Origin of the sequence: Weissella confusa, from assembly GCA_041871065.1 — a bacterium.
GTDB classification, from domain to species: domain Bacteria; phylum Bacillota; class Bacilli; order Lactobacillales; family Lactobacillaceae; genus Weissella; species Weissella confusa_A.
Map to the genome: position 1 here is coordinate 154572 of CP168942.1, position 17491 is coordinate 172062.

General features: G+C 47.5%; 5 protein-coding genes and 7 tRNA genes. All 12 read left to right on the forward strand.

What is annotated here, in order from left to right:
• Window positions 1-189 precede the first annotated feature (189 nt).
• The 12 genes from ACAW68_00590 to ACAW68_00645 all read left to right on the forward strand — a co-directional run bounded on the left by ACAW68_00590 (window position 190) and on the right by ACAW68_00645 (window position 17456).
• Window positions 190-12927, forward strand: coding sequence for a hypothetical protein (locus ACAW68_00590; GenBank protein ID XGA16110.1), 12738 nt, complete (start codon window positions 190-192; stop codon window positions 12925-12927).
• Window positions 12928-13081: 154 nt separating this feature from the next.
• Window positions 13082-13154, forward strand: a tRNA-Val gene (locus ACAW68_00595).
• Between the two features lie 2 nt (window positions 13155-13156).
• Window positions 13157-13230 (forward strand) — tRNA-Asp (locus ACAW68_00600).
• A gap of 7 nt (window positions 13231-13237) precedes the next feature.
• Window positions 13238-13310 (forward strand) — tRNA-Phe (locus tag ACAW68_00605).
• A gap of 27 nt (window positions 13311-13337) precedes the next feature.
• Window positions 13338-13408 (forward strand) — tRNA-Trp (locus tag ACAW68_00610).
• Window positions 13409-13422: 14 nt separating this feature from the next.
• Window positions 13423-13495: transfer RNA gene (locus tag ACAW68_00615), tRNA-His, on the forward strand.
• 44 nt (window positions 13496-13539) lie between these two features.
• Window positions 13540-13623, forward strand: a tRNA-Leu gene (locus ACAW68_00620).
• Between the two features lie 54 nt (window positions 13624-13677).
• A tRNA-Leu gene (locus ACAW68_00625) sits at window positions 13678-13761 on the forward strand.
• Between the two features lie 367 nt (window positions 13762-14128).
• Window positions 14129-15517 (forward strand): Nramp family divalent metal transporter, encoded by a 1389-nt coding sequence (locus ACAW68_00630; protein ID XGA16111.1) that lies wholly within the window; start codon window positions 14129-14131, stop codon window positions 15515-15517.
• A gap of 18 nt (window positions 15518-15535) precedes the next feature.
• Window positions 15536-15994, forward strand: a complete 459-nt coding sequence (locus ACAW68_00635; GenBank protein ID XGA16112.1) for a universal stress protein — start codon at window positions 15536-15538, stop codon at window positions 15992-15994.
• A gap of 79 nt (window positions 15995-16073) precedes the next feature.
• Complete coding sequence (locus tag ACAW68_00640; protein XGA16113.1) at window positions 16074-16757, forward strand: VIT family protein; 684 nt, start codon at window positions 16074-16076, stop codon at window positions 16755-16757.
• A gap of 15 nt (window positions 16758-16772) precedes the next feature.
• Window positions 16773-17456 carry a VIT family protein gene (locus ACAW68_00645; GenBank protein ID XGA16114.1) on the forward strand — a complete coding sequence of 228 codons (684 nt, stop codon included), beginning with the start codon at window positions 16773-16775 and terminating at the stop codon, window positions 17454-17456.
• Window positions 17457-17491 lie beyond the last annotated feature (35 nt).

Genomic DNA, 17491 nt, shown 5'->3' on the forward strand with positions numbered 1-17491 from the left:
TCAATAAGGAACTTTCAGAGATGTCAAGAAATTTGCTCACGCGATAAGGACAAAAATTTAACCACTTTAATTCTGTTTTCTATCACTGAAAAGAAAAACCAGCCCCGTATTATTCAAGGTAGGGAAAGTATCGAAATTCTTAGGGTTGAGTATACACAAAAATATTGAGTGACTATTGAGGCGGAAACAATGAATAAAAACGAATTTGCAAAGGCGTCAGAAACGCCGAAAAAGAGATCCGCGTGGGTTATTGCGGGGATGACCGCACTGACAGTTGGGGCAAGTATTGTCGGTCCGGAAATTGTTGATGAGATTCAAAATGAGACTGGTAATAACGAACCACGCTCATCAGTGAAAGTGAAGAAGAGTTCGTCACCAATTACAAAGATTGGGGATATCTTATTTGACTCGCGTTCCGCATCGGCTGATGCAGTTAATACGGTGACAGATGCGAATGGCGGAAACCACGCGTTCACCTCAACGCAACAACAGGTGACATCGAACTTTACGTTGTCGGGTACTGGTGCTTCTAATGCATCAGGGTCTTTGTCCGGAACTTTAGGAAGCGGTAGTGCAACATTTACAACGTTGACTAATGCTTCAGGAAATGACCAAGGTGCGATTGCTTTTAACAAGCAGTTGGATATGACGTCAAGTTGGACGCTGAAGTTCAATTTGAATTTGACGAAGTATAACTCAGGGGGAACTACTGGACTTGTTAGTGGAAATCCTTCTAATAATGCTGGTGACTTTTTGGGGCTGGTACTAGCCCCTATTGCACCAGATAAACTAGGTACCGCCGGAGGAACGGGTGGTGGACAACTAGGAATTGGTGGAGACAGTGGCGGTGCAGGAATCCCTAATGCTGTTGAATGGGGAATTGACTTTTATCAAAACGGGACCGGTAACGAGTTTAATGACCCGACAAACATTGTGAATCCGACTGATGGTACTGGTGGTAGTCTTTTGGGAAGCAATGGTAAGGATGGAAATCAAGTAGCAGGATTCCGAACAACTGATTCTGCCGGAAAATTGAACGTGGTAAATGGATCGGAAGGATTCCAAGCGTTTGATAAGTCAAATGGTTCCACGCTTATGGGGTTTACTGGAAATGGTCCGGAAGATGTAACTGACCCTGATTGGGCTGGGCCTTCTAACCCTAATTTGGAAGCGGCGATGACGGCAACATATACGTATGCTAATGGGGTCGGAACGCTAACTGTTACAGCCGATAACGGTACGTATACAGCTACTAAACAAATAACGATTACTGATGGTGTTAATTCAACGATGTCAGTTGGTTTTAAGTCAGCCGATGGGGCTAAGTATTCACAAAAAGGTGTGACGGTTAAGGATTTCAACTTAACGTTGCCAACAGCTGACACAACGGTTAACTACGTCGACAAAGAAGGTAATGCCATCAGTGTGCAATCTAGCACTAAAATCAAGGCTAACGTCAACGATACCTTGGCAATGGTTACGTCTGGTGCGTCAACGAACCCAACCGGCACGGCACACACATTTACGCCAGCAACCATTTCTGGATATACGTATGTTGGTACAACGTATGGCACGTCGAAATCAACGACAGGTCCATTGAAAGTTTCTGACACCGATGCCAATAACATTATTAATGTGCAATATGCGAAAAACACCAAGCTGACGACGGTCTTTGTTGACCAGAACGGTAAGGTTATTTCAACCGTGCCTTCTGTTGAACTTGGAACGGCTGGTACGAATTATGATGGCCAAAAAGCAACGGCTGCAGCGGATTATGCTGACTATACGACAGCTTTGTCAAACGCAACGAAGGTTGGATATACCGGTGCTGTATCGGGCGTTTATTCAGATTCGGGGCTCACGACCAAGCTCGGTGCTGACCTGTCATCAGCAACATTTGGATCATCTGATAAGACAGTCTACGTCCAATTGACGCCAGCGGCTCAAACAGCAACTATTAGCTATACACAACCAGATGGGTTGAATGATGCCGGAAAGACGGCGCTTTCAACGGCTATCGGTGGTTCTGCAACGTCTTTGACTGGTGTCACAGACGGGGCTTATTCAGCGAACACGATTAAGGTGCCAGATGGATTTACGGCTAAGATTACGGCTAGTGACGGAACAGTGTTGGATACCGATTCAACGAAGTCAATGTACTACAAGGACAACGGTGATGGCACGTACACGATTGTTGGTGCCTTCAACATGACTAGTGCCGGTGCATTGGCCGTGCCAAGTTTCACGGTCGCATACGCTCAAAAGGCCGTTAACATGACCACGACGTACCCAGACGGGTCAACGGATGTTGTTAACCAGAATGCGTTCACGGATTATGCCGAACAAAGCATCAAGCAGCAAGACGGCAAGGTATCATTCGTTGATGGTAACAAGGCGACATCAATTGCTGCTGGTAGTTTTGGTTCAGACAACATTGCGCACACAGTTGCGTATGAAGACACGCCACAAGATGCCGGTGTTGTTGCAAGTGATCAATCAGTGCAAGATGCTTTAACGGCTGTAAATAATGCGCAAACGTTGGCCGATTATCAAACGGCATTGGCAGCCTACAATGCTGCAGTATTGGATGCACAAAAGAAGCGCGTCCAAGCTAATATTGACTCAATTAACAACAACATTGCCCAAATTCAGAGTGACATTACGCAACTTGAGGCAATCGCGGCGGACAATCCTAACGACACAGATATCGCCAACTGGTTGGCTGATGCTAAGACGCGTTTGACGAATGCGCAGACGGCGCTCTCACAAGCCCAAGCGGCCCTTGAAAGTTTAAATAGTGGCACGATGTCGATGGCAGATGCCAACAATCTGGTAGTTGGTACTGATCAAAACAGTGCAGCTGCGGCATCAGCGCAACAAATCGCTGATACTGACTTGGCGAATGCACAAACGCGTGCGGCGTCAAACTTGGCCTTGGCTAAGGAAGCTGCAACGTCTGCTGCGACTGCGGTTACGAGTGACAATACGACGGCCACGAACACGATGGCTGACAACGTGGCCGAATTGGAGCAATTAGCTAAGGATTACTCAGGTAATACAACAATTGCGACAGCGTTGGCTGATGCGCAAAAGGCTTTGGCAGATGCCAAGGCTGCACAAGTGACGGTTGATACGGCTGCCCAAGAAGTGCCGGATTTGACATCAGTGCAAGCAGTTATCGCCCAACAAACGGCGGTTAATGCGGCTGGTAAGGACGTGCAAGGTATGCTGGTTGTCGCTAATGATGCGGTAACGGCGGCTCGAGCTGAAGCTGAAAAGGTGCTGGCGGACGATAAGGCAGCTGCTGCAACGGCAATTCAACAACAACTTGATGATGCTGATGCCAACATCAAGACAATTCAATCAAATATTGATGCCATCCAACAATTGCTCGATGATAATCCTGGGGATGCGGATATTCAGGCAGCGTTAGATGATGCACGGGCACAATTAACGACCGCAAATAATCAATTGACAGCGTTGGCACAAGCAGCAACGGATGCGCAAGATGCAACAACGCCAGCAGAGGTGCAGGCAGCACGCGATGCTGCGACGGCCGCTGCAGGTGAAATTACTGATGCAACGACACAATCAACAACTGATTTGGAGAATGCGCAAAAGAAGGCTGACGCTAATTTGGCAGCCGCAAAATCAGCTGCCGAAACCGCAATTGGTGATCAACTGACGCAAGTGACGGATAACATTGCGCAAATCAATGACGATATAACTGCTTTGACGCAGATTGCAGCTGATAATCCAGATAATGATGAAATCCAAGCGAAGTTGGCTGATGCCAAGGATCAATTGACGACAGCAACAACGCAACAAACAGCTATCAAGGATGCGCAAGCGGCCATCGATGCAGCAACCACAGTAGCAGCCGTAACGGCTTTGGAAGACACTGCGACAACGGCAACGACTACTGCAGACACAGCACAAACAGCAGCTGACAAGGACCTAGCTGACGCAAAGGATTTGGCAGCAGCTGATTTGAAGGCCGCCCAAGAGGCAGCAACAACCACGGTTGATAGCAACATCGCAGCTATTCAAGATCAAATTGACCAAATCACACAGGATATCGCCACGATTCAAACGTTGGCGGATAACAACCCTGGTGACACGGATATTGCAAATGCATTGACTGATGCGCAGAAGCAATTGGATAACGCCAACGCAGCGTTGACAGACGCACAAGCGCAAAAGGAAGCGATTGCTGATACAACGACGCCAGCTGCTGTTGCGGCAGTTACGGCAGTTGCAGCCGGTGATCAAACCGATGCTGAAGCGGCTGGCACGCAGTCAGCACAAGACGTGACGACTGCCCAAGCTAAGAGCGATGCCAATTTGAAGGCCGCTCAAGAAGCTGCCAAGGATGCCATCCAAGACAACATCAACGCTATCAACGAAGACGTGGCACAAATCGCATCAGACGTCGCAACGCTGCAAACGCTGGCGGACAACAATCCTGATGATCAAGAGATTGCGGATAAGTTGGCTGATGCTCAGGCACAACAAACGATTGCTAATAACGCTTTGACGGATGCCGAGGCACAATTGAAGGCTGTAGATTCTGCAACGACCGTAGCGGGTGTTGATGCTTTGACAACGCAAGGTCAAAAGGATGAGGATGCCGCCCGGGCAGCGGCTGATGCTGTAAGTACGGATGTGACGGCTGCACAATCTCAATCTGAGGATAACTTGACCAATGCGCAAGCTGAAGCCAAGACGGACATTCAAGCAAATATTGATCAAATCGAAAAGGACCAAGCAACGATTGCAGATACAATCGAATCACTACAAGATTTGGTTGATAAGAATCCTGGTGATACGGCGATTGCTGATGCTTTGGCAAATGCTGAAGATCAAAAGACGATTGCTGACAATGCTTTGACAGATGCACAAGACCAATTGGCGGCAGTTGATGATGCGAAGACGTTGGCAGATGTGACGACGATTACTGATGCCGCCCAAGCTGATCAAGCCGCAGCTGATAAGGCTGTGACGGATGCGCAAACACAATTGGACACGGCAACTGATAAGTCGGCGGATAACTTGGCAGATGCTAAGACAGCTGCCGAGACAGCAATCGATGCAGACATTGCGGACATTCAAGATAATATCGATAGCATTCAAAGCAATGTTGATGACTTGAAGCAAATCGCGACTGATAACCCAGACAATACAACAATTGCTGACAAGTTGAAAGATGCTGAAGCGCAGTTGGCCGATGCCCAAGCGCAAAAGGAAGCTGCTGAAGCTGCCAAGGATGCGATTGCTGATCAAACGACAATTGCTGATGTGCAAACGCAAACTGATGCTGCCAAGAGCACTTCTGATACAGATGCAAAGACAGCGGCGGATGATTTGGCCGATGCTCAAACGGCAGCAGCCTCTGACTTGGCTGCTGACCAAGCGGCTGCGCAAAAGACGGTTGATTCAACTATTTCAACAATTGAAGACCAAATTGGTGATATTCAAGATGACATTAAGGCATTGGAAGATATCGCATCTAAGAACCCAGATGACCAAGACATCGCTGATAAGTTGGCCGATGCCAAGGACCAATTAGCAACGGCTGAGACGGCGTTGGATACAGCGCAAGACCAAAAGACGGTTATCGAACAAGCGACAACGCCAGCTGAAGTGGCGGCCGCTGAAACGGCAGCGACTGATGCTGGCACGTCAGCTTCGGATGCCAAGGATGCGGCTGACAAGGATGTGACAGATGCCCAAGCCAAGTCTGACAGTAACTTGACTGAAGCCAAGGATGCGGCTGATAAGGCACTGGATCAAAACATTGCAGATATCACGTCGAACATTGACGATATCCAAACGATTGTTGATGACTTGCAGCAAACGGCAAACGACAATCCTGGCGATACAGTGATTGCTGATGCGTTGGCTGATGCAAAGCAACAATTGACGGATGCCAAGACACAATTGGCCGATGCTGAAACGCAAAAGGATAATGCTGATAACGCAACGACGCTGGCTGATGTCCAGACAGCAGTTGATGCGGGTCAAACAGACGCTGATAAGGCAGCACAAGATTTGGAGAATGCGCAAGCTGATCAAAAGACCGCTGACGAACAAGCAGCCGCAAACTTGACTGACGCGCAAACAAACGCCAAGAACGCAATTAATGCTGATTTGGAGACGATTCAAAAGAATATCGATGGTATCAACAGCGATATTACTGAATTGACGCAAATTGCAGCGGATAACCCTGATAACACGACGATTCAGGATAAGTTGGCGGATGCGCAACAGCAATTGACTGAAGCTGAGACGGCTCAAAAGGCCGCCCAAGATGCTTTGACGGCTGTTGATAGTGCCACAACGCCAGCTGATGTTGATGCACAAGAGCAAATTGCGACGAATGCCGTAACCTCAACGACTGGTAACAAGGACCAAGCTGACCAAGATTTGGCTGATGCGAAGGACTTGGCAGCTTCTGATTTGGCAACTGACCAAACGGCTGCACAAACCGCAGTTGATCAAGCAATTAGCGATATTAATGACAACATTGATCAAATTAATGATGACATTGCCGAATTGACGGATATTGCAGCCAATAATCCTGACGACACAACGATTGCCGACAAGTTGGCTGATGCCAAGCAACAATTGGCTGATGCGCAAGATGCTTTGTCGACGGCAACTGATCAAAAGGCAGCGATTGAAAATGCTGATACGCCAGCTGAAGTGACGGCTGCACAAGATAAGGCGACTGAAGCAGCAACAGCGGGTGATACTGCCCAAGTAGCGGCTGACAAGGATGTGACAGATGCGCAAGCGCAATCAGATAGCAACTTGGCCGATGCGAAGACGGCCGCCAAGGAGTCATTGCAAGATAACGTTGATGCGATTACGAAGGATGTGGCTTCAATTTCTGACATCGTTGACCAATTGCAAGAGATTGCCGATAACAATCCTAATGACCAAGATATTGCTGATAAGCTAGCAGATGCGCAACAACAATTGACGGACGCCAAGGACGCTTTGACGGATGCACAAAACCAATTGGATACGGTTGATGATGCCAAGACATTGGCTGATGTGCAGAAGCAAGTTGACGCTGGTACGGCTGATGAAAAGGCCGCAGCGGACGCTTTGACAAATGCCCAAGGTGATTTGACGGATGCGCAAACGCAATCAGATAGCAACTTGGCCGATGCCAAGGAGGACGCGACGGCAGCGATTACTGACCAAATTTCAAGCATCGATGATGACATCGCTAAGATTAATGACGATATCGCAGCGTTGGAGCAAATTGCGACGGATAATCCTGATAACACGGTGATTGCAGATAAGTTGGCTGATGCCAAGGAGCAATTGACGACCGCTGAAACAGCTAAGGACGATGCCCGAAAGGCATTGGATGCTATTGACTCACAAACGACGTTGGCTGACATTGCTGACCAAGAGCAAGTTGCAACAGACGCCGTTAGTGATGCTGATACGGCTGGTAAGGCGGCTGATCAAGATTTGGCGGACGCCAAGGCTCAAGCCAGTGGTGATTTGGCTGAAGACCAAGCAGCTGCACAAACGGCAGTTGATAACACAATCGACAATATCAAGGATCAAATCGCTGATATCAATGATGACATTGCCGAATTGACGGATATTGCTGCTAAGAATCCGGATGATACTGAGATTGCGGATAAGTTGGCTGATGCGAAGGAACAATTGCAGACGGCGCAAGATGCATTGACTGATGCGACGAGTCAAAAGTCGGTTATCGAAAATGCAACGACGCCAGCTGAAGTTGAAGCTGCTCGTGATCAAGCAACAACTGATGGTGACACAGCAACTCAGGCAGCTGAAGCATCAGCACAAGATGTGACGGACGCTCAAACGAAGTCTGACCAAAACTTGGCGGACGCTAAGACACAGGCTGAGACGACGATCACGGATAACATCGCGACGATTGATGACAACATCAAGAACATCACCGATGATATTGCGACGTTGCAAGATTTGGCTGATAAGAATCCAGATGATGAGAAGATTGCGGTATTGTTGGATGACGCGCAAACGCAATTGGATGAAGCCAAAGCGGCCAAGACGCAAGCGCAGTCTGATTTGGATAAGGTTAAGGATCAAACGACGTTGGCCGATGTTGCCGATGTAGTGGCTGACGCAGCTGATCAAGTTTCCGAAGCTCAAGAGAATGAAAATCAAGCGCAAACTGACGTTGAAGATGCCCAAAAGCAAAGTGCTGATAATTTGGCGGATGCCAAGGCACAAGCTGAGGTGACAATCGATGACCAATTGACGGCAATTGATGACAACATTGCAGCCATCAATAAGGACATTGACGAGTTAACGCAAATTGCGACGGATAATCCAACTAACACGGAAATTGCCGACAAGCTTGCTGATGCCAAGGACCAATTGGCCCAGGCTGAGCAAGATAAGGCGGATGCCCAAGCAGCAATGGATGCGCTTGATGGTCAAACAACGTTGGCCGAGGTCCAAGACCAAGTTGATGCCGCCACTGACGCTGCTAAGAGTGCCGATGGTGCGAATACGCAAGCGGATACTGATTTGAAGCAAGCACAGGATGCCGCAGCAGCAGATTTGCTAACTGACCAAACAGCTGCAAAGACGGCTGTTAACCAAACGATTTCAGGCATTCAAGATGATATCAATGCCATTAATGATGACATCGCTGACTTGAAGGATTTGGTGGCTAAGAATCCTGACGATACGCAAATTGCGGCTGATTTGGCTAAGGCACAACAAGATTTGACGGATGCTAAGACAGCGTTGACGACGGCGCAAGATCAATTGCAGGAGATTGCTGATGCAACGACACCTGCAGAAGTGACGGCAGCCGAAGAAAAGGCGACGACAGCTGGTACAACTGCTGACACGGCTCAAAAGGATGCCGCTGCTGCGTTGACCGATGCCCAAGACAAGCATGCTGAAAACCTAGCCAATGCTAAGGAGACGGCGACAGATACGATTAACCAAGACATTGCGTCAATTACGGATAACATCACGAAGATTACGGATGACATCACACAATTGACGGATATCGCGGCTAAGAATCCTGATGATAGTGAAATTGCGCAAAAGTTGGCTGATGCGAAGGAACAATTGACGGATGCCCAAGCGGCTAAGGCTGACGCGGAGACACAATTGGCCGATGTTGCTAACCAAACAACAATGGCCGATGTGCAAGAATTGGTTGATCAAGCAGCAACTGATAAGGCGGCTGGTACGACGGCGCAAACAAATGCGGATCAAGATTTGACGGACGCACAAACGAAGAGTGCTGAAAACTTGGCAGCAGCTAAGGAAGCAGCCACGGACCAAATCACGGAACAATTGGTAACGATTGGTGACAATATTTTGCAAATTGAGCAAGATATCGCTGATTTGGAGCAAATTGCCAAGGATAATCCAACGAATGATCAAATTGCCCAAGATTTGGCAGACGCACAAGAGCGTTTGACGGATGCCCAAGCCGCCCAAACAGCAGCGCAAGACGCAAAGGATGCTATCGACAGTCAAACAACGTTGGCTGATGTGGCTGCCCAAGAAGCAATTGCTGATAAGGCAGTTTCAAACGCAGCAACGGCGCAAAAGACGGCGGATAACGATTTGGCGGATGCCCAGGCACAAGCTGCCAAGGATTTGGCAGCTGACCAAGCGGCAGCTAAGACGGCCATCAATACGTCAATCGACAACATCACGGATGACATTGTGGCCATCAATAAGGACATTGCGGACTTGAAGGATTTGGTAGCGAAGAACCCAGATGACACAGAGATTGCGGATAAGTTGGCGGATGCACAAAACCAATTGACGACGGCTGAAGATGCTTTGTCAGATGCGCAAGACCAATTGGCAGCCGTTAACGATGCCAAGATTCCAGCCGATGTGGCAACAGCGCAGTCAACGGCCGAAACAGCTGAAGCGACGGCCGACACAGCCAAGACAACGGCTGACCAGGACGTTAAGGATGCGCAAACGAAGAGTGACGAAAACTTGGCGGCGGCTAAGGATGCGGCTGACAAGTCGATTGCGGATAACATTGCTGCCATCGAAGACTCATTGGCAAACATCAATGATGATGTCGCAACATTGACAGATATCGCAGCGAAGAATCCAGACGATACATTGATTGCCGACTTGTTGGCAGATGCGAAGGCGCAACAAACGACAACTGAAAACAAGTTGGCAGATGCTAAGCAACAAGCTGCCGATGTCGCATCAGCTGAAACGCTGGCTGATGTGGCCGAACTTGTTGAACAGGCAGCATCTGATCAAACGGATGCAACAACGGCTGAGACACAAGCGGATAACGATGTTAAGAGTGCGCAAACGCAAAGCAACGAGAACTTGGCAGCGGCTAAGACGGCTGCTGATACGAGTTTGGCTGACGATATTAAGCAAATTCAGCAAAATATCTCAGACATCACGGATGATATTGCAACCTTGCAAGACTTGGCTGACAAGAACCCTGGTAATAACACGATTGCCGATTTGTTGGCGGATGCTAAGACACAATTGAGCGAGTCTAATCAATCATTGGCTGACGTGCAAAATACAGCTAACCAAATTGCGTCAGCTGAAACGTTGGCAGATGTTGCTGATTTGGTTGCCTCAGCTGATAAGCAAACGACGCTATCAAATGGGGATGCAACGCAAGCCCAAGACGACGTTGATAAGGCCCAAGCTGAGTCGAACAAGCAATTGACGGACGCACAAGATAAGGCGACGACGAATGCTGATAAGATTATCGCGTCAATTAACCAAAATATTGCCGGTATCGACGAGGATATTCGCCAGTTGCAACAACTTGTGACGGATAATCCAAACGATACGGAAATTGCTGACAAGTTGGCGGATGCACAACAACAATTGGCTGATGCAAACAGTTCATTGTCAGACGCTGAAGCGCAAAAGGATGCGATTGCCAAGGCTGAAACGTTGGCTGATATCACAGATATTAACAATGCGTTGAGCCATGATGATGCATCGGCTGGCGTGGATAAGGAAACATCTGACCAAGATTTGGCCGACGCACAAGCGAAGGCTGCCGAGAATTTGGCTGCTGCAAAGTCAGCTGCTAAGCAAGATTTGACGGATGATATCGCAGCTATCCAAGATGATGTGGATGAGACGCAACGTATTGTTGACCGCTTGTCAGACATTGCTGCGAAGAACCCAGGTGATTCAGAAATCGGTGCTGCGTTGACGAATGCCCAAAACCAATTGGACAAGGCTGAGTCAGCATTGGCTGATGCCAAGGATCAATTGGCAACTGTTGATGATGCGAAGACGCTGGCACAAGTTGATGAAAAGACGGCTGCAGGGGATGCTGACGTCGCGGCAGCCGAAGCCGCTCGTCAAGCTGCCGATACTGATTTGCAAAATGCTGGTGCGAAGTCTGCCGATAACTTGAATAACGCCATTGATGATGCGAATAAGCAAGCGGATGCCGATTTGGCCGCTATTCAAGAAGATATCGAGCAGATTAAGGATGACATTGCAGCGTTGTCAAAGATTGCTGCTGATAATCCAAATAGCACGAAGATTGCCGATTTGTTGGCTGATGCCAATAAGCAATTGACTGAGGCACAGGGTCGTTATAAGGATGCGCAAGCTGACAAGGACGCTCTGGCTCAAGCCACAACTTTGGCTGAAGTTTCTGATTTGTCTGATGACATTGCTGATAAGACAACGGCTGCCGATGTTGATCGTAAGCAAGCTGACCAAGACTTGGCGAATGCTAAGACGACGGCAGCGGATGATCTGGCTGATGCTAAGGAAGCAGCCAAGGATGCGATCCAACAACAATTGGACCGTGTTGATGATGAAATCAAGCAAATTCAGAAGGATATTGATGAGTTGACGCAATTGGCGAAGGATCATCCAAATACACCTGAGGTTCAACAGGCATTGGATGATGCCAAGCAACAATTGGCTGACGCAAAGGATGCCAAGGAAACGATTGTTGATCAATTAATTGATGTTAACCAAGCTAAGACGGCTGATGATGCTAAGGCAATCAATGATGTCGCCCAAGAAGCTGGTGAAAAGGCAACCGATGCGGTTAAGGCGGCAGATAAGGATGTCGCTGACGCTAAGAAGGCGGTTGCTGATGATATGGCAGATGCCAAGTCAGAAGCAGAAGATGCTGTTCGCGACAAGATTAACGAGTTGCGTGATGATGCTTCTCGTGTTCAAGATATTGTGGATCAATTGCAAGATTTGGTTAACAACCATCCTGGTAATCAAGAACTTGCCGACAAGTTGGCTGAAGCCAAGAATCAATTGAATAAGGTGCAATCAGCCCTTGAAGATGCTCGTGCTCAGTTGGTAGCAATTGAGACAGCGGAAACGCCAGCTCAAATTGACGCAGCAACGAACCAAATTGGTGTTGACCAAGTTGTTGGTAACCAAGCAACGCAACGTGCAGAACAGCTTTTGCGTGAAGCACAGGATATTGCTAATAGTCTTTCAACGACGGCGACAATCGTTCAAGCGCTGGGTAGTGGTCAATCAGTACCACAAACAGCGATGTTGCCATACACGGTTACTGAGACGGTTGTATTGCCAACCCAAGTATCAGGTATTGCACAAGCGACTGAAGCGGTGGCAACTCAAGTTGGTGAGCAATTGCCAACGCAAGCACCAGTCCAAGGTGTTGCAGCTTATGTTGGTCAACGTTTGTTGGCTGAAGGTAAGGCAACCCGTGGTGCTCGCATCCAAGACCGCATTATTAAGTCGGATGATGAAACGAAGACTAATGATGCTCGTAGTGGATTCTGGGATCGTCCATACTATCTAGGCGAACGATTTAGCAAGGACTGGAACTTGCAACCATTTACACTTGTAACTGTTTTGTTGTTCAGTATGTTCCTTGGATGGTTCTTCTTGCCAACAAAAAAGAAGGAAGATGAACAATAATAAACGTTGATATATCAACGTTTCATACGAAAAGCACACAATGAAAATGCATTGTGTGCTTTTTATTTTAAAAAAGGGGTTGCAAAGTGTTCAGAAGGTATGTATAATAATTTTTGTTGTTGAGCGAGGGACATCGCAAAGCACAAAACATAATGGACGTTTAGCTCAGCTGGGAGAGCACCTGCCTTACAAGCAGGGGGTCACAGGTTCGATCCCTGTAACGTCCATTGGTCGCATGGTCTAGTTGGTTAGGACGTTCGCCTGTCACGCGAAAGATCACGGGTTCGAATCCCGTTGTGACCGTTTAAATGGCTCGGTAGCTCAGTTGGTAGAGCATACGATTGAAGCTCGTAGTGTCGGGGGTTCGATTCCCTCCCGCGCCATTGGAATTTAATAATACATTCCATTATAGGGGTATAGTTTAACGGTAGAACGACGGTCTCCAAAACCGTTGGTGGGGGTTCGATTCCCTCTACCCCTGCTTGATAGATAATGGCGGTAGTGGTGAAGTGGTTAACACATCGGTTTGTGGTACCGACATGCGTGGGTTCGATTCCCATCTACCGCCCTTGAAAGTTTTAAACTTTCTATCATCCGATTAATATTAGATATGCCGTTGTGGCGGAATAGGCAGACGCGCTGGACTCAAAATCCGGTTCCCGCAAGGGAGTGTGGGTTCGACCCCCACCGACGGCATCGGAAATCTTCGGGTTTCCAAGCAGGCCTCAGGTCTTATCTAATAATAATCATGCCGTTGTGGCGGAATAGGCAGACGCGCTGGACTCAAAATCCAGTTCCCGCAAGGGAGTGTGGGTTCGACCCCCACCGACGGCATAATCTAAAGACCTTCGGGTTACAAGTAAGACGTTCGAGAAATCGAACGTCTTTTCTTTTGCATCTAACATTCCGATGATTCGGTATCGTTTCTGATAATTGACTATTTTTTCTTGATTATCGCTACTCGCCGTCTTTTATAGGGGAACTTTTTCTTTTGGCTTGAAAACAGTGCTAAATTGTAGGAGATGGGTTGTAGTGGCTCGGTTAAATTATTGTCATAAGCTTTCAACAGCCAAGTTGGACGAAATTCTTTATGACTTTTATTTAGCATTTAGCATACGAATACCACTAAATATTTAGCGATAAGCGTAAAACTGAATAGTACTGAGACCGCAATCCAAGTTTATAATTTGGAGGTTTTGTCATGGAAAATGTGACAAACGGTAAGAACGGGTTGATTCAAAACGCCGCAGACGATGCCAGTTTGGCAGAAGTTAACGGGTCAATTGTGCCGCCAAAGAACGGTTCTTTTTGGCGTAAGCTCTGGGCGTTTTCTGGACCAGGTGCCTTGGTGGCGGTTGGTTACATGGATCCGGGTAATTGGGTAACGTCAGTAACAGGTGGTGCAACATATCACTACTTGCTATTGTCAATTGTGTTGATTTCATCATTGATTGCCATGGTGCTCCAGTATATGGCTGGAAAAATGGGAATGGTCACTGGTGAAGACTTGGCGCAAGCAACACGTAACCGCACCAGCAAGGGTGGCGGTATTGCGCTATGGATCATTACGGAGTTGGCGTTGATGGCCACTGATATCGCCGAAGTAATCGGTGGTGCCATCGCACTCCACTTGTTGTTCGGTTGGTCAATGATTGTATCTGTTTTAACAACGGCATTTGATGTTTTGTTGCTATTGTTGTTGATGCGTTTTGGGTTCCGAAAGATTGAAGCGATTGTTATTACGTTGATTATGACAATCTTGTTTGTATTCTTGTATCTTGTTGTCCTATCTCGTCCTGATATTGCAGCGATGTTTGGCGGTTACTTGCCAAAGATTCAAGCTGTTAACACACACGGTGTGGCAGGCGCAGATTCACCATTGGTTATGACGCTGGGTATTATTGGTGCGACGGTTATGCCGCACAACTTGTATTTGCACTCATCTATCGCCCAAACGCGTAAGGTTAACCGCGAGAACAAGGAAGAATTGAAGGAATCTGTTCGCTTTATGGCTTGGGATTCAAACATCCAACTTTCAATGGCTTTTGTTATTAACTCAATGTTGTTGATTTTGGGGGCTGCGATGTTCTTTGGCCACGCAGATTCAGTTGGAACTTTCGGACAAATGTATAACGCTTTGGGTGACAAGACGATTGCGGGGGCGATTGCATCACCAGTTCTTTCAACGTTGTTTGCCGTTGCATTGTTGGCTTCAGGTCAAAACTCAACCATTACGGGTACGTTGACCGGTGAAATTATCATGGCTGGATTCTTGCACTTGCGCGTGCCAATGTGGCTACGTCGTGTGATTACGCGTGGATTGGCGTTGATTCCAGTTGTCGCCTTTACATTGATTTACGGTGGTGCTGAAGATAAGCTTGATCAATTGCTTGTGTACTCACAAGTCTTCTTGTCAGTTGCTTTGCCATTTGCAATGGCACCGCTCATTTGGATGACGAGTTCAAAGAAGATTATGGGTGAAGAGTTCATCATTTCAAAGTGGATGACGATTGTCGCCTGGTTGGTCTTCTTGTTGTTGACTGGTTTGAACATTCAATTGGTAATTCAAATTGTGGGCAAGTTACTTTAATTTTCGGGGGATAATGAAATGGCTTTGGAACTATCAGATATTCAAACAGCCTACCAACACGTTTTGGTTGGGGTTGATGAATCAGAACAAGGACAAGTTGCATTAGCAAGTGCTGTCCATCAGGCGCTAGAAGATCAAGCAAAGTTGACGATTGCAACTGTGTTGGAACTTGGGGATCTTTCAACAACAGACGTCTTGAGCTTGTCAGCTGTGAATAAGCGTCGTGAAGATTTAGAAAAGAACTTGCAAACGTATAAGGCATACGCTATTGCCCAAGGTGTGACTGATGTCGAGACGGTTTTGGCCGATGGTGCTAAAGCTGGTGAAGTACTAGCAATGGAGTTGGCACCTGAAATTAAGGCTGACCTACTGATTGTCGGCGCGCACTCAAAGCAAGGTATGTGGCCATCATTGGGATCACAAGCAGTGTACATTGCGCGACACGCTAAGATTTCATCATTGATTGCCCGTCGTTAGGCAAGGTTAAGCGCTTTTGGTTGTGTGTGATACATAATCAAAGGCGCTTTTTAGTTTTAAAAAGTAGAAAGTGAATAAGATGGCAAAGGATAAACAAACATTAGCACAACGAAATAATTTGATTCGTGCGTCCGTGATGGGTGCGAATGATGGGATTTTGTCGGTTTCCGGGATTGTTATTGGTGTGGCCGGTGCAACGACGAATTCATTCGCTATTTTTATTGCCGGTTTCGCTGGAGCGCTAGCCGGTACGGTTTCAATGGCGATGGGAGAATATGTTTCGGTACACTCGCAAAATGACGCACAAATTAAGGCGGAAGCGGTGCAGAATGATGCATTGAATAACCGTTATGATGACGAGTTTGCGTTCGTACAAAAGAAGTATGAGGCGCAAGGTATTTCTGAACACCTAGCAAACAAGGCGACACAAGAAATGATGGCGAAGGATCCGCTTGGAACGACGGTTCGTGAGCGTTATGGCTTTACGTTGCACCACGAGATGTCAGCTGTCGGAGCAGCGATTGCTTCGATGGTATCATTTCCGCTGGGCTCATTATTGCCAATGCTGGCTATTACCTTATTGCCACCACGCATTCGTGTTGCTGCAACTGGAGTGGCCGTTTTGATTGCATTGGCGATTACGGGTTATTCAGCGGCCCACTTGTCGGGGGCAAATGAGAAGAAAGCGACGCTACGCAATGTCGTCGCTGGTGTGTTCACAATGATTGTGACGTTCTACATTGGAACGTTGATTGGTCGATAGGAGGAGCGTGCAACTATGAAAAAAGTTAAGACACATCAAACGATGGAAGAGCGTTTGAACGCCATTCGTGCCGGTGTGCTCGGTTCAAATGACGGAATTCTAACAGTTGTTGGTGTTCTATTTTCGGTCGGCGCTGCCACGACCAATCAGTTCACGATTTTGATTGCTGGTTTGGTTGACTTGTTGGCCTGTGCCTTGTCGATGGCATCTGGTGAGTATGCATCAGTTAGCTCACAAGCGGACGCGGAAAAGGTCGTCGTTGACCTTGAGACACAACGTTTGCGTGTTGATCCAGATGGTGTGGCGACAGACATTCGTCAATTCTATCTAGACCGTGGGGTTTCTGAAGCGACGGCTGCAGAAATCGCGACTGAATTGATGGCTAAGTCGCCTTTGGAAACGATTCTATCAACGAAATATAATGTGCAATTGGGTCACTATGTCAGTCCTTGGGCAGCCGCGTTTTCATCATTGTTCTGTGCGGCGATTGGTGGGGCGTTCCCATTGTTGGCGCTATACTTTTCACCAATTCGTTGGCAATTCTGGGCAACCATTCTAGCGACGACGGTGGCAGTGGCGCTAACAGGTTACTTGAGTGCGTTGATTGGAAAGGGCTTTGCTAGCCGAGCGGTTAAGCGTAATGTGGTCATCGGCTTGCTAACGATTGCTATTCACTACACAATTGGATTGTTCTTCTAAAAGAGACAACGAGCGTTCGAGAAATCGAGCGCTTT